12 protein-coding genes, 1 tRNA gene and 2 pseudogenes are annotated in these 18,951 nt (G+C 66.3%); 11 read left to right on the top strand and 4 right to left on the bottom strand.

Going from position 1 to position 18,951, the window contains the following annotated elements; genetic code table 11:
- Positions 1 to 148: 148 nt before the first annotated feature.
- Together ACFYW3_RS09700 and ACFYW3_RS09695 are read right to left on the bottom strand one after the other, a co-directional pair.
- Positions 149 to 556, bottom strand: a complete 408-nt coding sequence (locus ACFYW3_RS09700; protein ID WP_351749262.1) for a DUF6479 family protein — start codon at positions 554 to 556, stop codon at positions 149 to 151.
- Positions 557 to 706: 150 nt separating this feature from the next.
- On the bottom strand, positions 707 to 1,690 hold the full coding sequence (locus ACFYW3_RS09695) for an XdhC family protein (protein WP_389386009.1): 984 nt from the start codon (positions 1,688 to 1,690) through the stop codon (positions 707 to 709).
- Between the two features lie 645 nt (positions 1,691 to 2,335).
- Here ACFYW3_RS09695 and ACFYW3_RS09690 point away from each other — a divergent pair.
- The 6 genes from ACFYW3_RS09690 to ACFYW3_RS09665 all read left to right on the top strand — a co-directional run bounded on the left by ACFYW3_RS09690 (position 2,336) and on the right by ACFYW3_RS09665 (position 12,837).
- Positions 2,336 to 3,508 (top strand): DUF262 domain-containing protein, encoded by a 1,173-nt coding sequence (locus ACFYW3_RS09690; RefSeq protein WP_389386008.1) that lies wholly within the window; start codon positions 2,336 to 2,338, stop codon positions 3,506 to 3,508.
- Entirely contained in the window at positions 3,505 to 4,617 is a 1,113-nt protein-coding gene (locus ACFYW3_RS09685) for a DUF3696 domain-containing protein (protein ID WP_351749268.1), read from the top strand. The genes ACFYW3_RS09690 and ACFYW3_RS09685 overlap by 4 nt, the downstream gene beginning before the upstream one ends.
- The gene (locus tag ACFYW3_RS09680) at positions 4,595 to 5,572 is read left to right on the top strand and encodes a hypothetical protein (protein ID WP_389386276.1); all 978 of its coding nucleotides are present in this window, start codon (positions 4,595 to 4,597) and stop codon (positions 5,570 to 5,572) included. The genes ACFYW3_RS09685 and ACFYW3_RS09680 overlap by 23 nt, the downstream gene beginning before the upstream one ends.
- A gap of 631 nt (positions 5,573 to 6,203) precedes the next feature.
- Positions 6,204 to 7,754, top strand: a complete 1,551-nt coding sequence (locus tag ACFYW3_RS09675) for a class I SAM-dependent DNA methyltransferase (RefSeq protein ID WP_351749272.1) — start codon at positions 6,204 to 6,206, stop codon at positions 7,752 to 7,754.
- Positions 7,751 to 8,989 (top strand): restriction endonuclease subunit S, encoded by a 1,239-nt coding sequence (locus tag ACFYW3_RS09670; protein WP_389386007.1) that lies wholly within the window; start codon positions 7,751 to 7,753, stop codon positions 8,987 to 8,989. The genes ACFYW3_RS09675 and ACFYW3_RS09670 overlap by 4 nt, the downstream gene beginning before the upstream one ends.
- Positions 8,986 to 12,837 (top strand): HsdR family type I site-specific deoxyribonuclease, encoded by a 3,852-nt coding sequence (locus tag ACFYW3_RS09665; RefSeq protein ID WP_389386006.1) that lies wholly within the window; start codon positions 8,986 to 8,988, stop codon positions 12,835 to 12,837. Before ACFYW3_RS09670 ends, ACFYW3_RS09665 begins: the two co-directional genes overlap by 4 nt.
- 214 nt (positions 12,838 to 13,051) lie before the next feature.
- Here the strand turns inward: ACFYW3_RS09665 and ACFYW3_RS09660 are convergent.
- A pseudogene (locus ACFYW3_RS09660) lies at positions 13,052 to 13,780 on the bottom strand (transposase family protein); the annotation flags it as partial.
- Between the two features lie 187 nt (positions 13,781 to 13,967).
- Between ACFYW3_RS09660 and ACFYW3_RS09655 the strand changes: the two are divergent.
- A pseudogene (locus ACFYW3_RS09655) lies at positions 13,968 to 14,341 on the top strand (site-specific integrase); the annotation flags it as partial.
- 104 nt (positions 14,342 to 14,445) lie between these two features.
- The gene (locus ACFYW3_RS09650; RefSeq protein WP_389386005.1) at positions 14,446 to 15,300 is read left to right on the top strand and encodes a nuclease-related domain-containing protein; all 855 of its coding nucleotides are present in this window, start codon (positions 14,446 to 14,448) and stop codon (positions 15,298 to 15,300) included.
- A 271-nt stretch (positions 15,301 to 15,571) separates the two neighbouring features.
- Here ACFYW3_RS09650 and ACFYW3_RS09645 read toward each other — a convergent pair.
- A tRNA-Arg gene (locus ACFYW3_RS09645) sits at positions 15,572 to 15,643 on the bottom strand.
- Between the two features lie 82 nt (positions 15,644 to 15,725).
- Here ACFYW3_RS09645 and ACFYW3_RS09640 point away from each other — a divergent pair.
- From ACFYW3_RS09640 to lysA, 3 genes are all read left to right on the top strand, one after another.
- Positions 15,726 to 16,220: a response regulator gene (locus ACFYW3_RS09640; protein ID WP_351749280.1), complete on the top strand. Its 495-nt coding sequence runs from the start codon at positions 15,726 to 15,728 to the stop codon at positions 16,218 to 16,220.
- A gap of 132 nt (positions 16,221 to 16,352) precedes the next feature.
- Complete coding sequence (nrtL, locus tag ACFYW3_RS09635; RefSeq protein WP_389386004.1) at positions 16,353 to 17,501, top strand: ArgS-related anticodon-binding protein NrtL; 1,149 nt, start codon at positions 16,353 to 16,355, stop codon at positions 17,499 to 17,501.
- A gap of 19 nt (positions 17,502 to 17,520) precedes the next feature.
- A complete protein-coding gene (gene lysA, locus ACFYW3_RS09630) occupies positions 17,521 to 18,912 on the top strand; it encodes a diaminopimelate decarboxylase (protein WP_389386003.1) in 1,392 nt (463 codons plus the stop codon).
- Positions 18,913 to 18,951 lie beyond the last annotated feature (39 nt).

Raw genomic sequence — 18,951 nt, 5'->3', positions numbered from 1 at the left:
GCCCGTTTTGCCACTGGCGGTGTTCCAACTCCCCGGCCCCCCGGCCCCCCCCGGCCGCCGGCCCCCCCCGGGGGGCGGGCGGGGGGCCCCGGTCGGCCGGCGGACATGGGACCTGGGACGTCGGACGTCGGACGTCGGCCGGGTGAGGTCAGGCCGGCTTGACGCCGCCCAGTGGAGGGACGGTCGGCGGTTGCTTGCCCGCCGGCGGCCGCGGATTGGGGTGCTCGTACCCGGATTCCCGCTCCGCGCGGGCTTCCTCCTGGTGGCTGTTGCTCCGGGAGCCGAAGTTCCCGTACCCCTGCATCTCGTGGGGCCGCAGCCCGGCGGCCGGGAACTCCACGGGCTCACGCTCCTCGGAGACCTCCAGCACCGCACCGCCGTCGGGCAGGTGGGGCTGGCTCTCGGTGGTGGGTGGCGCGGGCTCGTGCGCGCGAACCCGTTTGCCCAGCATGAAGCCGCCGAGCAGGAAGCCCACGACGATCAGTCCGACGACCAGGAGCCACGCGATGTTCGTGAGGGTCCTGTCCACCGCGAGATAGATCAGGTTCGTGTCCATGTGTACTAGTTTCCCGCATTTGGTCCGAATGCACTCCCGTGGCCGAGGAAACCCACAGGTTCCGGGCGCTCCCAGCGCTCCCAGCGCTCCGGGCGCTCCGGGCGTTCCGCGCGTTCCGGCGTTCCGGGCGGGCCGCGCTCGGGGGCGCGCTCACCCCCGCAGCGGACCGTCGGAATCCCGCAACCCGCCGCGGTCCCTGCCGCCCAGCACCCCGAGGATCTCGGCGCAGATCGCCAACGCCGTCTCCGCCGGGGTCCGCGCCCCGAGATCCAGGCCGATCGGCCCGTGCACCCGCGCCAACTCCGCCTCGCCCACCCCGGCCGCGATCAGCCCCTCACGGCGTCGCGTGGTGGTCCGTCGGGAGCCGAGCGCCCCCACGTACGGGATTCCGAGCGCGAGCGCCGTCCGCAGCGTCGGCACGTCGAACTCCGGCTCGTGACTGAGCAGCACCAGACACGCGGCGTCGCGATGATCAGCCAGGACCTTCGCGGCATCGGCGGCCGACTCCACGACCGTGACCCCCCACTCCAGCAACGCGGCCTGCCGCCCGATGATCTCGGCCAGCTCCCCGGTACCCCCGATCACCACCCGCGGAGCGGACGGGTACGCCTCCACGAGCACCAGCCCCGACCCCCCGTACAGCGCGTCCCGCCCGGGCCGCCGGGTCGCCAACAGCTCCCCGGCCCGCCGCGCGGCGTCATCGGCCGGCAGGTCCGCGGCCCGCACCACCTCGCTCACCGCCCGATCGGCCGCCGCGTTCAACCGCGTCACCAACGCCACCCCGGCCCCCCGCCCCAGCAGCTCCCACCACTCGCCCGGGACCGACACCAGCGGCTGCAACAACACCTCGGCCTGTCCACCGCAGGTCAACCGCGCCTCGACGGCCTCCCCGGTTCCGACGGACAGCTCGCACACCCGCGCGCGCTCCCCGCCCCCCAAGCCGCCTGCCTCGACGACGAGTTCGGCATCGAAGACCCCCCGGTACAGGGCCCCCACACACTCCCCGCCGGCATCCACCAACACCGCCCCGGCAGGATCCCGCGGCCCGAACCCCTGCTCGGTCACGGGCCGCGCCAGATACGCCTCCCGCCCCTCGGCCACCCACCGCCGCGCCGTCTCCACCAACTCACGCATCGCGCTGCCCCATCCTCATCGTCAGAGCCCGCCACAAAGCACCTGGTCACCGGCGCGAGGTGGCCTCATCCCCAACCTACGCACGCCACCCCCTCCACCCCACCCCCCAAAACCCACAGACCCACCCCCCACCCCCTCGTACGGACCACCGGAACCCGCCTCCCAAAGCGCGAGCGATCGCCCACCCCTCCATCAACGGCACCAGGCCATCGAACGGCCAGCACGCGTCACCACCTCCGCCCGCACGGCGACGAGTGATCCCTCCACGCCACCGTGCCTGCCGACCACCAGCCGTACGCCCCCAGGCGCTCGGCGGCTCCACAGACTCGGGGATTCGGGGCGACCCACCCTGGGTCGTGCCTCCTGCCAAGTGCCCCGGCGGGATCCGAACCTGCGCACGCGGTTCCCGTGTTGTGTCAATTCCGCGTTCGGCGCCCAGCCCCTCCGGATGAACTGGTCGTTTCCTCGACATGGTTCGACGGAACCTCGGGAAGACCCTGTGGCCTTGTGCCACCGCGGACGAAGGGAGGGTGGAGTGGGGTGCCCTTTCCGCGGCTCGTCTCGATGTGGACCGCCGTCGGCGGGGTCGGGCCGGTTCGGAGGTAGTACTCATGGGTGTGTTGACGCCGGGATACGATCGACCGCATGACGAGCTCGGAGACCCCGGCGCCGCCGGCCATTCAGGAGGAGTACTTCCTCGACGTGCCTACGGGAATCGAGGTCGAGGCGGAGGACGAAGAGGTCCCCGAGATCGATAGGCCGTGGAATCCGGAGCAGATCAGGGTCAACAGTAAACAGTTCTCCCTCCGAAATGCCCTCGACATGATTGACGACGAGTCGCTGGAACTTGCTCCGGACTTCCAGCGTGGCCGCGTTTGGAAACACGTTCAGAAGTCCCGGCTGATCGAGTCCGTATTGCTGCAGATCCCGTTGCCCGCATTCTATTTCGCGGAGGATGTCGACGGATTCATGCGGGTTGTTGACGGACTTCAGCGTCTCTCGACGATTCACGACTTCGTGCGGGGCGAGGACGGTGCCGAGTTCGCCCTCAAAGGTCTCGAGTACCTGGGTGAGGCCGTAGAGGGAAAGCGTTTCGTCGATCTGCCGGCGCCGTGGAAGCGGCGCATCAATAATGCGCAGATCATGGCCCATGTGATCGATCCGACGACCCCGCCAGATGTCATGTATGACATCTTCAAGCGCATCAATACGGGGGGTACCCCCCTCAATGCGCAGGAGATTCGTCATTGCATGAGCAAGGACCGAAGTCGGGGGATCCTCAAAAAGATGACCTCTTCCGAGGAATTCAATGCGGCCACCAACGGGATGGGTGGGCACGTGCGTATGAACGACCGGGAGATGGCGCTGCGTTTCGCCGCCTTCTGGTTGCACGGGGCGCAGGGATACATCGAGTTCGGGGCGATGGATCCGTTTCTTCAGCGCACCACTGCCATTCTGGACAGTCAACAAGAAGCGGACGATGTCAAGATCGATAAGCTTATGAGTGACTTCCGGAAAGCGATGAAGAACGCGCATGTCGTGTTCGGGGACCAGGCGTTCCGGAAGTGGCCTGAAGGGCCGGATCACATGGGTAAGTATCCGATCAATCGAGCACTCTTCGAGGCGTGGGCGATCACCTTGGCCAATTATGGTACCGGGGATTTGGAGAGGCGAACGGAGTCCATCGTTGGCAGGGCTCGATCGCTGATGACGCGTGACTACCGCTATCTGGAGGCCATCACCTCCTCCACGGGCGATACCAAGCGTGTGATCCATCGCTTCCGTGCCACCGCCGAGGCTGCGGACGCCGGCCAGTGATCACTTCATTGGGCATCCGTCATTTCAAGCGTTTCGCCGATACGACCTTCACGCTCCGTCCCCTCACGGTTCTCACAGGTCTCAACGGCACCGGCAAGAGCACCGTCATCCAGACCCTGCTCCTCGCGCGTCAGCTCGCCGACACCCCTGGTACCCGCGTCGTAAGGCTCAACGGCCCGTACGGCTTGGCCCTTGGTGAGGCACACGAACTGCTGCATCCCGACGCGCCGGGATCGATCATCGGTGTCAGGCTCGAAGGCGACGGCGGGGAGCGCGTGAGTGACCTCGCCTTCGCCGTTCCCGATGAGCAGGCGCTCTATCTGGACGTCGTCCCCTCTGCTGCGCTCCCACCAGTCGAACTGGAGGGCCAGGGATGTGCCTTCACGTACCTGTGCGCCGAACGCCTCGGGCCCAGGGATCAGCTGGATGTCTCCGCGGAACAGCCTGACTTCCTCGGGGTCGGTGTGCGGGGTGAGTACACGGCCCAGGTGCTGGCTCTGCACGAGAGCAGGTCGGTACGGGAGGAGCTGCGGCACCCGGAGACCGAGGCCACCCACGGGGTCACCGTGCTGCGCACTCAGGCTGAGATGTGGGCGTCCGACATCATCCGGCCGATCGAGATCAGCGCGCAGTGGCCCCCGGGTATCACAGCGAGCACGATCCGCTTCAAGGAGCCGGGGCTGCTGAGCGAGGCGATCCGCCCCGCCAACATGGGCTTCGGGTTCTCGTACGCCTTGCCGGTGATCGTGGCGGGCCTGCTGACCCGCCCGGGTGACACTCTGATCGTGGAGAATCCCGAGGCGCACTTGCACCCGGGGGGGCAGTCGCAGTTGGGCCGCTTTCTGGCGCGGGTCGCGGGAGCGGGAGCCCAAGTCATCGTGGAGACCCACAGTGACCATGTGATCAACGGGGTGCGGCTTGCCGTGGCAGAGGACCGGGTCATCGACGCGGAGTCGGCACTGATCCATTTCTTCGGCACGGACGCGGCCGGCTCCGTACCTATCGAGCTCACCGGCAAGGGTGAGCTGACGGACTGGCCGGAGGGGTTCTTCGACCAGATCGAGCGGGATCTGGGGAGGCTGGCGCGTGCCAGGCGCAAAGGGAAGTGAACCGGCTCGGTTTGTGGTTGACGAGTCCTCGTTCAACTTTCGGGGGCTTACCGAGGAACAGCTGACCGACTTCATGGACGAGTTCAGCGACTCCCTTGACGAGCTGACGCAGGGGCATTCAGTTGTTGTCTCGCCTTGGTGGTTCGATGCGGAGTGCGCGGACGGACGCGATCTCCATCACGTGCTGTACGAGGGAGGAACTCCGAAGGCAGGGCGTGACGCGCGGCTGAGAATGGCCAGGTTGATGGACCGCTGCCCGACCTGGTCCCCGGATCTGCCCGGTCTGCCGGACGAGGTGGCCGTGGCGGAAGAGGTGCCGTCCCTCGCCCTGTCGATCGGGTACGCCTGGTGGCATGCGGGGAAGGGACACCACGCCGGGTGTCTCGTTTTCCCCGGATCCGCTCGGTACGGATGGCACCCGGTCTCGGCCATGCACGGGGTTCCGACGGGGTACGTCGAGCGCGACGTGTACTTCCTCGCCGGACCACAGGGGCTCATGGAGTTCTGGAGATCACTGTTCGCACGGGAGGATGTGGGAGAGCACGAGTTCTTCGACTGGGCGAAAATGGTGTTCCCCAGGTTGGTCTTCGCGGATTCGCTCACCTTCCGGAAGTTCGACGGCACTTACGCGCAGATGAGGGACTGGGTTGTCCATGCGCTGACCGTGGTGAACGACCACTTCGCAGACGCCCTGGAAGCGCACTCAGGGATGGCCGCGGACATCAAAGCGGAGCTTGGACGTCACCAGCTCAATCTGTCCCCTGAAAGTCCCAGCACGCGCTCCAAACCGGGCGTCATGAAGCAGCGGGACGTCGAGCACGGCGGGCAAACGTTCCGATGCGAGTGGCACGCCAAGAAGGAACCCCATCGCAACCGTGTGCACTTCAGCCTGCCCGACCCGCGTCTGAGCGATCGCATCCTGATAGGCATCTTCGTGGAACACCTGGATACCTGAGGGCTGTCCCGCAGTCCCTGGTGGATCGGCGGACGGTGTCGGCCCTTGTCTGCCCACGGCCTTCATGTTGGCCCGGAATGGCTACCCGCTGGGCTGCTCGCGCGCCGACGACCGGACCACCCGCAACCCGCTGCCGGGGCACGCCGCCCTCAAGGAGGATGCTGCAGCGGCGGCGCAGGACCTCGGCATGATGCCGAGGTTTCACCCCCGCTGTCGGGAACCGTATGGGAGCCGGTTGAGGTAGCCCGAGCCGTAGCGTCGCTCAGTCCACGGTGCCCTCTCCGTTCCTGAGGATGCATACCCGCGGCGAACGAGCTTTCCACGATGCTCCAACGCGCACCCAGCTCGGCGCGCAGCCCGGAGGCCTGTGGGGCCACCTCGTCGTCTTGCACACCGCTCGCGCTCTCGTGGCCTTCCAATCCCCGGCATTCCATCAGAGCGTGATGGGCCACTTCCGCCAGGAAAATGGCCCACAGAGCGGCGACCGCCCGATAGCGCACGAGGGGATCCTCACCGCGGACCCAGCTGCCAGGTGGGTGTCTTACGACCATGGTTCCGGCCGTCCTCACACACCCGTTCTGACATGATGGGCCGACGTGTGAACGCAGGCAGATTGAGGGGAACAGCGCGCGTGAAGAGCAAGGACTTGGCCGAGGTTCGGCGGGCGCTCTGGAATGCCGCTGACGAGTTGAGAGCCAACTCAAGCTTGTTGCCGAGCGAGGCGCGAGGGCCGATTCTGGGGCTGATCTTTCTCGCCTATGCCGAGCACCGCTTCGAGGCTGTCCGCCCTGAACTGGAGGCCAAGGCCACCGTACGCCGACCAGTCATCCCCGACGACTATCGTGCTCGCTCGGTCCTGTTCATCCCTGAGGAAGCCCGCCTCTCCCACCTGGTGCGACTCCCGGAGGAGGAGAACCTGGGTGAGGCTCTGGACACGGGGATGAGTCTGGTGGAGACCCACAACCCTGAGCTCCTGGGAGTTCTGCCGCGCGGCTACCAGCGGCTCCAGAAGTCCACTCTGACTGAGATGCTTCGTCTGTTCGCCCCGCTGCCGCGGACACTCACCGGGGACGCCTTCGGGCTGATCTATGAGGACTTCCTGTCCAACTTCGCGATGGCGGAGGGTCGGCTGGGGGGCGAGTTCTTCACCCCGTACTCGATCGTCCGCCTGATCGTGGAAGTGATCGAACCGTTCCACGGAAAGGTCTACGACCCAGCCTGCGGGTCGGGCGGCATGTTCGTGCAGTGCGCCAAGTTCGTGGAGCGTCACCAGGGCTCGGCCATCCGAGAACTGTCGGTCTACGGTCAGGAGCAGAAGGAGGTCACGGTCCCTCTGGCCAAGATGAACCTCGCTTTGCACGGGCTGTCGGGCGACATCCGTCTCGGCAATAGCTACTACGAAGACCTCCACCACGCAGTCGGCGCGTTCGACTTCGTCATGGCTAACCCGCCATTTAACGTCGACAAGATCGACAAGGCCAAGCTGGCGGGCGATCCACGGTTCTCGTTCGGCCTGCCCAACACCGACAACGGCAACTATTTGTGGATCCAGCAGTTCCACTCGGCGCTCAATGACCGAGGTCGGGCAGGCTTCGTCATGGCCAACTCCGCTTGCGATGCAGGGCATTCCGAGCGCGAGATCCGCCGCCGGCTCATCGAGTCGGGGTCGGTCGATGTGATGGTGGCCATCGGTACCAACTTCTTTTACACCGTGACCCTCCCGGTGACCCTCTGGTTCCTCGACAAGGCCAAGCGCGGTACGACCCGCCAGGACACCGTCCTTTTCATCGACGCCCGACATCTCTACCGCCAGGTCGGTCGGGCACACCGCGACTTCCTGCCCGAGCACATCGAGCTGCTGGCCAACATTGTCCGCCTCTACCGGGGCGAGGACGTCGAAATCGTCGACGGCAGCGTCGGCGTCCTCGAGGAGCACTTCCCCGACGGCGCCTACATCGACGTCCCCGGTCTCTGCAGGGTTGCCACCCGGGCGGAAATCGAAGCCCAGGGCTGGAGCCTAAACCCAGGCCGCTACACGGGCACTGCTGCAGTCGAGGACGATAGCGAGGACTTCACCGAGAAGCTCGAGGAGCTTTACGAGGAGTTCACCCGCCTCAGTGATGCGGCCGGCGAACTTCGAGTCAGGGTCGATGCTGCCATCACCGGGATCCTGAGCGTATGAACGAGTGGCAAGAAGCGAGCCTCATCGATCTTGGATCCGTTGAGCGTGGAAGATCACGCCACCGCCCTCGTAACGACTCTCGGCTTTTTGGTGAGGAAATGCCGTTCTTTCAGACAGGTGATGTGAAGGCGGCAACTCTCCACATGACATCTGCCGGCCAGTACTATTCCGACTTTGGAGTCGCTCAGAGCCGGGTCTGGGAGCCAGGCGTCACCTGCATCACTATCGCTGCCAACATTGCAGAGTCGGCTGTCCTGGGCCGACGCGGGTGCTTCCCTGACAGCGTCCTGGGCTTCACCCCCGCTCAGCAGCCTGACGATGCCTACTTCGTCAAGTACCTACTTGACGTCCACCGTGAACGGCTCACCAGCGCGGCCCGCGGGACCGCGCAAGACAACCTCTCTCTGGAAAAGCTTCTGGCGCACAAGTTCCCCATGCCTGGGCCGGTGACGCGCTGTCGAATCGCAGGCGTGCTGCGGTCCCTCGACGAGCTGATCGAGAACAACCGTCGGCGGTCGGAGGTGTTGGAGGAGATGGTACGGGCGATTTACCGAGAATGGTTTGTCCACTTCCGGTACCCCGGCCATGGGGATTCCACCCTCGTCCCCTCCCTCCACGGCCCCATCCCTGCAGGCTGGACGTGCGGAACCGTCCAAGACATGGTGGAACTGGTGAAGACGACGGTCGATCCCGGCTCTGTTGATCCAGCCACTCCCGCAGTAGGTCTCGAACACATTCCTCGCCGACACCTCACTCTTGATGCGTGGGATACCGCCGAGGGGCTGGGGAGTCGTAAGTCCGTATTCGCCGCCGGCGACATCCTCTTCGGTAAGATCCGGCCGTACTTCCACAAAGTGAGTGTGGCGCCAATCGATGGGATCTGCTCAACCGACGCCATTGTCCTGCGGCCGCTGGACGATCACTGGGGCCAAGCCGTTATGACAGTGTCAAGTGGCGACTTCGTGGCATATGCGACGCAGACCTCCAACGGCACAAAGATGCCGCGGGCTGACTGGAAGGTGATCAAGGAGTTTCCTGTCACTCTTCCGTCCGCGGAGGTCGCTCAACGATTCAACGCGGTGGCCCGTGATGCCCTCCAGACCGCCGAGCTCCTGATGTTCCAGAGTCGTGAGCTCGCCTCCACACGAGACCTGCTGCTTCCAAAATTGGTGTTGGGTCAAGTCGATGTGTCCTCATTGAATCTTGATGCAGTGGTGGAAGGGGAAGTGGCGTGAATCCTGGGGCGTACTCGGAGGACGGACTGGTCGAACAGCCGGCGTTGGAGACATTGGCTGAGCTCGGCTGGTCGGTGGTAAACGCATGGAGCGAGACGTTCGGTCCGGGGGGGAGTCTGGGCCGTGATTCGATGCACGAGGCCGTGCTTGTTCACCGGCTGCGTGGTGCCCTCAGAGTGCTGAACCCGGAGGTTCCTGACGCTGCGCGGGAGGAGGCGCACGCGGCGATGGTCAAGGATCGGTCGGCGATGGACCGGGTCCGGGCCAATAGGGAGGTGCACGACCTGCTCCGTGACGGCTACAGGGCTGAGTGGCTCGATGACCGGGGTGAACACAAGTTCGCCACGGTCCGTTTCATCGATTTCGCCGACCGGTCGAAGAACGACTGGTTGGCTGCTTCGCAGGTCTGGTTCGCCGGGGATCTGCACCGGCGAAGGAACGACGTGGTGCTGTTCGTCAACGGCATCCCGCTGGTGCTGGCTGAGTTCAAGGCGCCGAACCGGCCGGTCAAGGCCGCGTTCGACGAGAACATCACCGACTACCGTGACACCATCCCGGCGTTGTTTGTCCCCAACGGTTTTGTCATCTGCTCCAACGGGTCGGAAGCCAAGATTGGATCCACCCATGCGCCGTGGGACTTCTTCGGAGATTGGAAGGTCATCGACGCAGACGGCAACCGGGGGGTCGTCGCCTTGGAGACGGTCCTTCGGGGCACGTGTGCCCATGACCGGCTATTGGACCTGATTGAGAACTTCGTCGCCTACGTCGAACGCCCGGGCGGGCTGATGAAGGTGGTGGCCCGCAACCACCAGTTCCACGGCGTGAACGCGGCCATCGAGAACCTGCACCGGGTGCGCGCGGCCGGAGGGAAGCGGCTTGGGGTCTTCTGGCACACCCAGGGGTCCGGTAAGAGCCTTTCCATGTTGTGGTTCACCCAGAAGGTGCTCCGTCGCATCCCGGGTGCGTGGACCTTCGTGATGGTCACCGACCGCACCGAGCTCGACGTGCAGCTCCATGGTGAGTTCGCCGACGCCCGCGCCATCCCCGCCGAAGCCAAAGTCCATGCCTCGTCCGCGACCCACCTGCGGGAGCTACTAGCGGCTGACCATCGCTACATCTTCACGTTGATCCACAAGTTTCGGCTCGACCAGAAGGCCGGCGAGACCACCATGCCGGTTCTCTCGGACCGCTCCGACGTCATCGTGATCACTGACGAGGCCCACCGTAGCCAGTACGACACTCTGGCGTTGAACATGCGCCAGGCCCTCCCGAACGCGGCATTCATGGGATTCACCGGCACCCCGCTGCTCGATGGCGAGGAGCTGACACGCCGGCAGTTCGGCGACTACGTCTCCGTCTACAACTTTCGTGACGCCATTGAGGACGGTGCCACGGTCCCCCTGTACTACGAGAACCGCATTCCCGAACTGCAGCTGGTCAACGAGGACTTCGCTGACGAGCTGGCTGATTTGTTGGAGAAGGCAGAACTCGACGAGGAAGCCGAGGGCCAACTCGCCCGCCGGTTTGGCCGGCAATACACCCTGATAACCCGCCCCGAACGGCTTCGCACGGTCGCGAGGGATCTGGTCCGGCACTTTGTGGGCCGCGGCTTCACCGGCAAAGCCATGTACGTCGGGCTGGACAAGGCTGCCGCGGTCCGCATGTACGACTATGTGCAGGAAGCTTGGGCCGAGCACTTGGCTGAGCTACGGGCCGAGCATGAAGCGCTGCCGGAATTGGAGCGGCCGTGGCTTGCGAGTCGGATCGACCTGATGGAATCGACCGACATGGCCGTGGTGGTCTCCCCGTCCCAGAACGAGATTGCTCATCTGGAGCACCAGGGTCTCGACATAAAGCCTCACCGGTCCCGGATGAACACCGAGGACCTTGCCGAGAAATTCAAAGCTTCGGGCGATCCGCTGCGAATGGTGTTCGTGTGCGCCATGTGGATGACCGGGTTCGACGCCCCGAGCGTTTCGACCATCTACCTCGACCGTCCCATGCGCAACCACACGCTGATGCAGACCATTGCCCGAGCCAACCGGGTGTTCCCCGAGAAGGACAACGGGCTAATCGTCGACTACATCGGCGTTTTCCGGAACCTCGAGAACGCACTGGCGATCTACGGCGCTGCGAATGCGGAGGTCGGCGTTGATTCTCCGATCCAAGACGTCGACGCTCTCGTCGACGCTCTCCAAGAGGCCATCGGCGCTGTCACCGCCTTGTGTGCAGCCAACGGCGTCGACCTGATCGCCTTGCGGGACGCCTCGGGCTTCGCCCACATAGCGCTACGCGATGCCGCGGTCGAGGCGTTGCTGGTCGACGAGGACACTCGGACCGGCTTTCTCGCGGCGGCCCGTCAGGCCCGCAAGATCTTCAAGGCTCTCTTGCCCGCCCCGGCGGCAGCGGCCAACCAGCACACTGTGGCCGCTATTCGGGTGCTGGCCGAACGCATCTCCGATGTGTCCCGGCCGCACCAGGCCGACCTCGGCGACGTGGCCGATGCCGTCGAAGCACTGCTCGACCGCTCAGTGGGAGCTGCGGAGTACGTGATCCGGGCAGCTGCGGAGGGTAGCGAACCCGACGCGTTGATCGACCTGTCTCAGATCGACTTCGACGCCCTCGCAGCCAGCTTCGCAGGCCGCAAGCGAGCCGAGACCGACCGCCTCGCAGCTTTGCTCAATCAGCGGGCCGTCGGCATCGCGAGGAGGAACCCGACCCGCTACGACTTGGTCGAACGCATTGAGGATCTGATCGCTGACTACAACGCCGGCAGCCTCAACATCGACGAGTACCTCAAGCGGCTCATCGAGTTGTCCAAGTCGCTGAGCGAGGAGGAACAGCGGGCGGCCATCGAAGGTCTCACCGAAGAAGAACTCGCAATCTTCGACCTCCTCACCAAGCCTGAGCCGGTCCTCACCGACACCGAGAGGGAGGTCGTCAAGGCCAGCGTCAAGCGCCTCCTCTCGCACGTCCACGAGAAACTGGTTCTCGACTGGCGCCGCAAGTCGGCCACTACCGCCGACGTGCGCACCACGATCCTCGACGTACTCGACGCTGACCTGCCGGTGGACCCATATCCGCCTCAGGTGTTCGACGCCAAGGTACAGGCCGTATTCGACCACATCGCCACCGTCTACGGCGACGACGGCACCAGCCCCTACGATGGCGCCAAGGTCGAGCCCGCAACGACGAGAGTCGGGGTGGCGGCTCTGGCCGCCGGTCTCATCAGCGCCAAGGAGCTCACAGACGAAATTGTGGAGCAGCTTCGTCACGATGCCGAGTTCGTATCCTTGGTCGCAGAGAAACTCGGGCTGACTGGTAAGCCCGAACTACGCAGCGTTGAGGAACTGATCGAGAACGACGAGGACTACGCTGTCGAATTCAAGTCCACCGCACGCTGGGACCTGCGCGAGAACAAGCCGAACAAGGCCATGGAGGACGCCATAGTCAAGACCGTCGCGGGCTTCCTCAACTCCGACGGCGGCACACTCCTCATCGGTGTCGGGCCGGACCGCCAGGTCGTCGGCCTTGCCCACGACTACGCCAAAGTGCAGCCCAAGAACGGTGATGGCTTCGTCAACTGGCTGACCACCCACCTCATCAACGCCCTCGGCCACGCGCCGGTCACCCGCACCCGGGCCAGGATCACCATCCACGAAGCACAGGAAATCTGCCGCGTCGACGTTGCAGCCTCGCCCACGCCGGTGCGGGCAAAAACCAGCAAGACGGATCTTGCCTTCTATGTTCGGATGAACAACTCCACCCGATCGATCCCCGAAGATGAGATCACCGCTTACGTACAACTTCACTGGCCACAAGGACTGACGCATCCGGTGGACGTCTGACAGACGCACGACGCGTTCTTGGTGGGAGACGGCCGACATCTCCCTTTCTCAGGTCACTCCAGCAACGAGCCTCTCTTGTGGCTGCCGTGACGGCCCTGCCGCCAACGGTCGCCGCACAAATGCGGGCGAATACGACTGGAAGACGGTTGATCAAGGTCGCGTGGGGCCGATTTCGTGCATTTCGGAATTTCCGCCAAGACCTTGGGGGAATTCCTTGGTTGGTGCTGCAGCGGAGCTTCCGCAGGAGGCGCCAACCCTTCAGCACGGCCATGGCCTGCTCGCCGACGCAGCGGATCTTGGCGTGGCTGCTGTTGTGCCGTCGCTTCCATCGCTTGAGCCGGCGACCCCGGAAGGGGACTCGGATGTGCCGACCGGCGCCTTGGTGGGCCTTGTCCGCCCAGCACTTCAGGCCCACGGCGGCGAGCGCGTCGACGATGCCATGGCTCCGGGCCGCGGTGAGGTCGTGAGTGGCTCCGGGCAGGGCTGGTGACGCCCAGAGCAGTCGGCCGAACGGGTCGGTGAGGACCTGGACGTTCATGCCGTGCCGTTTGTGTCTTCCCGAGTAGCAGGGGGTGTCGACGGCGATCCGGTCGATCGGCAACAGCGTGCCGTCCAGGATCACGAACGCTTTCGTCCTGGCCGTCTCCATCGCCACGGCCAGGGTCGGCACGAGCGGCCAGGACGTCGATGGCCTCGTGTATGTACCGGTAGACGGTCGCGATGCCGATTCCGAACCCGACGGCAAGCCGGGCGCAGGTGTCGCCGCACCGCAGGTGGGCCAGGGCGAGCAGGGCCTGGCGACCGGCGGGCAGTCGTTCCACCGCGTACCGATCTCCCGTCGCCGAACAGCGAGCCGCTGTGTCAGGTGCCGCAGGCTGCGGCTGGACAGATCAATCGAGGACGGGTAGACAAGCGCGCGAAGCTCCTGGCGGACGCGGGTGATCTTGGTCGAGAACCCGTCTACCAGGAGCTTCGTCGTTCCGTGCAGCCCACACCGACCAACACCACAGCCCCACCGTCAGGTTGAAAAGGGCTCACTGACGAGTGTGACCGTGGAGCTCCTCGATGAGCGCGCGGGCCGGCCGTCTGATGAGGCGCTCCGCAGGGCACTGCGGAACTGGGCATTCGTACTGCCGATCCCGCCTCACCTCGTCGCCGTGCTCCGCGAACACCTGGTCACCTTCGGCACGGCGGACGACGGACGGCTCTTCTACAGCGAGAAAGGCTCGGTCGTCCCGTCCTCGACCTACTACCGGGTGTGGCAGGAGGCGCGACTCCTCGCGCTTCCGCCGGCCGTCGCGTCCTCGCCGCTCGCGAGTCGGTCGTACGACCTCCGTCACTCGGCGCTGTCGACGTGGCTCAACGCGGGGGTTGCCCGACCGAGGTGGCCGAACGCGCCGGCAACAGAGTGGAGGTCTTGCTGACCCGCTACGCGAACTGCCTCGACGGACGACAGGACGTTGCCAACCGGCGTATTGAGGACCTCCTTCGCGAATACGAGTGAGACACCCTGCATCCCATGGGGCCCCGGGCATCTTGTCCGGGGCCTCTCTCGTCTTGGGCCCTACCTGCCGCGATGCTTCGACCGAGAGCGGACGAGGGGGGCTCGTGGAGCTGAAGGTCACGCGCTGGAAGCGGTACGGACATGATCGTCTGTATGCGAATCCGCCGGCCGGAATCGCGGTCGGCTGGGCGGACTTGAGTACGGGGGACATCACCGTCTCAGTCGACGAGTATCGCGACGACGTGATCGCCGCGCCGGCACACCACTTACGGGACTACCCCGAGCCGGTCTTGCCGCAGGAGGCACCTGAAGCTGAAGCCCGCCCGATGCTGCCGCCTCTGACGCCGGCAGACAACCTGTCCACCAACCGTTCCGGAGAATCCCTCCGTGACCTGCTCGCCACATCCGGCCCAGGTCTGATCGAGCGAGTCGTCTCACGGCTTCTGCGGCGTCGCTCGGAGTGGCACTCGTGGCGTCAGGGCCTGGCAGGGGAGAAGCGAGTAGGGGCTGAGCTGGACCGCTTGGCGCGTCGCGGATGGCGGGTCCTGCATTCCATCCCCCTGGCCGACAACGTGGACGTCGATCACTTGTCGATCGGGCCTGGAGGCGTCTTCAGCATTAATGCGAAACACCACCACAACAAGGCCGTATGGGTCGGCGACGATGCCGTGAAGGTCAATCACGGAAAACCGGCGCCCTACGCACGCAAGAGCCGAGCGGAGGCCAAGCGCTTGGTTCGGGTGCTTGAGCACTACTGCGGCTTTCCCGTGGAGGTCGAGCCAGTACGTGTCTTCGTTGGTGTTACCGATCTCAAGGTGGTCGCCGCGCAACTCAGCGTCCGGGTGTACCAGGAGCGCCAAGTAGCGGCACTGGCGCCGCTCTCCGGGGTGCTGACGGCCGAGCAGGTTGAGCAGGTGTACGGCGTCGCTCGCCATCGCCAGGCCTGGAGCAGGGCTTGAGCCGGGCCATTCAGCGGGGCACCGATCATTCCCATGGGTACCGCGAGCAGCCTTCACGGCGCGGCCATCGTCCAGGAGAGGGCGTCTGGACTGAACGCGGACTTCCGTCCTTTCGTGGACCTCACCTGCGGTGATGCAGCAAGATCCGCCCACGCCTCGTCCACAGACCTCGACATACGCCCGCTCCGAGCGGCATACGGCTGCACATACGCGAAGACCCCGGCTTCAGCGTTGCCGCTGATGACGGGGTCTTTGGGCACTTCCTGCGAAGTGCCCCCGGCAGGATTCGAACCTGCGCACACGGCTCCGGAGGCCGTTGCTCTATCCCCTGAGCTACGGGGGCGCGTCGCTTGTGTTGCTGCGACGGGTTGAACACTACCAGCTCTCACCGGGTGATCAGGAACTCGTTTGCCGGGGAGTGGGGAGTGCGTCGCCCGCAGGGGGTGGAAGTGGCGAAAACCCGGACGCGGGGGCTGTGGCGGACCTACTCTCGAGTTGTGTCAGGCGCCTCGGGTCGGGTGCTTGTTGTCGACGACAACAAGGTCATCCGACAGTTGATCAAGGTCAATCTCGAGCTGGAGGGCTTCGAGGTCGTGACCGCGAACGATGGTGCCGAGTGCCTGGACGTCGTGCATCAGGTGTGTCCCGACGTGATCACCCTCGATGTGGTCATGCCCCGGCTTGACGGGTTCGGGGCGGCCGCGCAGTTGCGGGCCGATCCGCGGACGCGGCACCTGCCCGTCGCCATCGTCAGCGCGTGCACCCAGTACGAGGTCGAGGTCGGGATCGCCGCCGGCGTGGACGCGTTCCTCGCCAAGCCCTTCGAGCCCGCCGAGCTGGTGCGCGTCGTGCGCAGGCTGGCCGAGCGCCGGGACCGGCGCGAGCGGAAAGGGGCCCCGGCGGGGAGAGGGCGAGGGTGAGCCCTACGGGGCGGACGGCCCCCATGCCTGACGGCTCGCGGGGGCCCTGTCCTCCTTGTATGTGTTCAGGGGTGTGTTCACATGCCGAAACCCTTCGCATGACCCGGGGGCTTCTCCCCTAGGCTGGGTGACGTGACCCCCGCTGACCTCTCTCGTACCGTCGTGCGCGCCGTGCGCTGCGCCGTCGAGGACGGGGAGCTGCCGGCGGACGCGGTCGTTCCCGAGCGGGTCGTGGTCGAGCGGACCCGTCCCGGTGGGGTGGGGGAGTACGCCACGCCCGTCGCGTTCCAGGTGGCCAGGTCGGCCCGCCGCGCGCCCGGTGAGGTGGCGGCGGTGCTCGCGCGCCGGCTGGAGGTGTCGGACGGGATCGAGTGCGTCGAGGTCACCGGGGCGGGGTTCCTGAACTTCGTGCTGCGCAAGCGTTCCGTCGCCGATCTGGTGCGGGAGATCCACGCCCAAGGGGTCCGGTACGGATGTGCCCCGGTTCCGAACACGAGCCGTGCCCCGGTTCTGAACGTGAACCGTGCCCCGGACCAGGCCCCGGCCCGAGACCTGGCCGCCGGCCCCGCCCCCCGCACCGAACTCCGCGCGCGCGTCGTCCGCGACGCCCTGCTGAGGATCGCGGCCACGCAGGGTCCGACGCTCAGTGCCACCGAACCCGCTCCGAGCACCGCACCCGCACCCGACCCGAGCACCGCACCCGCGCGGAACATCGCCCCCGTCCCCGCCAAGGAAGGGGACGTCGTCGCGCGCCTCGGCGTCGACGCCGCCGCCTGGGCCATGCTCGCCGTCGCGCCCCACGAGAGCCCGGTGTTCACCGAGCGGCTGCTCGCGCAGGACGAGTCCAACGAGTTCTTCCGCGTCCGGTACGCCCACTCCCGCGCCCGCGCGCTGACCCGTAACGCCGCCCGGCTCGGGTTCGAGAGCCTGCCCGGAGAGATGCCCGGAGAGGCGGCCGGAGACGGGACAGAAGACCTGGCGGGAGACGTGGCGGGAGAAGGAGCGGGAGAAGTGGTCGGAGAGGACGCCCTCCCGCGCCTCCTCGCCGAGCACCCCCTCGTTCTGGAGGCCGCCGCGCACCACCGTGCGCCCGAGCGGCTCGTACGGCAGCTCGTCGAGCTGGCCGACGCCCTGCTCGACTTCCAGTACCGGGTGCTGCCCCAAGGTGACGAGAAACCCTCGGCCGCCCACCGCTCCCGGCTGGCACTCGCCGAAGCCGCCGGGACGGTGCTGGCCGGTGGCCTGACCCTGCTCGGCATGGACGCCCCTGAACGCCTGTGACCCGCGAAGAGAGATTTCGATGAGCCGTTCCGCGCACCCCGCCGGCCCCCGCCACGCCGACGTCCTGCCCGAGGGCCACTACGCCCCGCCGCCCGCCGACCTGAACGCGCTCGACGAGAAGGTCTGGGCCCGGACCGTCACGCGCGGCGACGACGGCGTGGTCAGCGTCGGCGGAGTCGAAGTCACCCGTCTCGCCGAGGAGTTCGGGACGCCCGCCTTCTTCCTCGACGAGGCGGACTTCCGCGAACGCTGCCGCGCCTGGGCGCACGCCTTCGGCCCGGACGCGGACGTGTTCTACGCCGGGAAGGCGTTCCTCTCCAAGGCCGTCGTGAAGTGGCTCAAGGAAGAGGGACTCAACCTCGACGTCTGCTCCGGTGGCGAGCTGGCCACGGCGCTCGCCGCCGAGATGCCCGCCGGGCGCATCGCCTTCCACGGCAACAACAAGTCCGTCGCCGAGATCACCCGCGCCATCGAGGCCGGCGTCGGTCGCATCGTCCTCGACTCCTACCAGGAGATCGCCCGCGTCGCGCACATCGCCCGCGAGCTGGGTGTACGGCAGCCGGTGCAGATCCGCGTCACCGTCGGCGTCGAGGCGCACACCCACGAGTTCATCGCCACCGCCCACGAGGACCAGAAGTTCGGCATCGCCGTCGCGGACGGCTCCGCCGCCGAGGCCGTGCGCCGCGCCCTCGGGCACGACAGCCTGGAGCTGCTCGGCGTCCACTCCCACATCGGCTCGCAGATCTTCGACATGGCGGGCTTCGAGGTGTCGGCCAAGCGCGTGGTCAGGCTCCTGGCCGACGTCCGAGACGAGCACGGCGTCGAACTCCCGGAGATCGACCTGGGTGGCGGCCTCGGCATCGCCTACACCTCCGCGGACGACCCGCGCGAGCCCCACGAGATCGCCAAGGCCCTGCACGAGATCGTCGCCCGCGAGTGCGAGTCGGCCGGTCTGCGCGCCCCGCGGATCTCCGTGGAACCCGGACGGGCGATCGTCGGCCCGACGGCCTTCACCCTCTACGAGGTCGGCACGATCAAGCCGCTGGAGGGGCTGCGGACGTACGTGTCCGTCGACGGCGGCATGTCCGACAACATCCGTACCGCCCTCTACGACGCCGAGTACACGGTCAACCTGGTCTCGCGCGTCTCCGACGCCGAACCGATGCTCGTGCGCGTCGTCGGCAAGCACTGCGAGAGCGGCGACATCGTGGTCAAGGACGCGTTCCTGCCGGCCGACCTGGCCCCGGGCGACCTGCTGGCCGTACCGGCCACCGGCGCGTACTGCCGCTCCATGGCCAGCAACTACAACCACTCGCTCCGTCCGCCCGTCGTCGCCGTGCGCGACGGACGGGCACGCGTGATCGTCCGTCGGGAGACGGAGGAGGATCTCCTGAGTCTCGACCTCGGATGATGAAATAGACGTCTCACTCAATGGACCGAGGATGGAAAC

Source organism: Streptomyces sp. NPDC002602, assembly GCF_042889445.1.
Classification (GTDB): domain Bacteria; phylum Actinomycetota; class Actinomycetes; order Streptomycetales; family Streptomycetaceae; genus Streptomyces.
Note: the sequence above shows the minus strand (reverse complement) of the source record. Positions and strands in the feature narration are given on the sequence as shown.

Excerpts from the sequence above, each read along its gene's own strand:
- ACFYW3_RS09695 (WP_389386009.1), bottom strand. The coding sequence starts at position 1,690 with ATGCGTGAGTTGGTGGAGACGGCGCGGCGGTGGGTGGCCGAGGGGCGG.
- ACFYW3_RS09670 (WP_389386007.1), top strand. The coding sequence starts at position 7,751 with ATGAACGAGTGGCAAGAAGCGAGCCTCATCGATCTTGGATCCGTTGAG.
- lysA (WP_389386003.1), top strand. The coding sequence starts at position 17,521 with ATGAGCCGTTCCGCGCACCCCGCCGGCCCCCGCCACGCCGACGTCCTG.
- ACFYW3_RS09690 (WP_389386008.1), top strand. The coding sequence starts at position 2,336 with ATGACGAGCTCGGAGACCCCGGCGCCGCCGGCCATTCAGGAGGAGTAC.
- ACFYW3_RS09700 (WP_351749262.1), bottom strand. The coding sequence starts at position 556 with ATGGACACGAACCTGATCTATCTCGCGGTGGACAGGACCCTCACGAAC.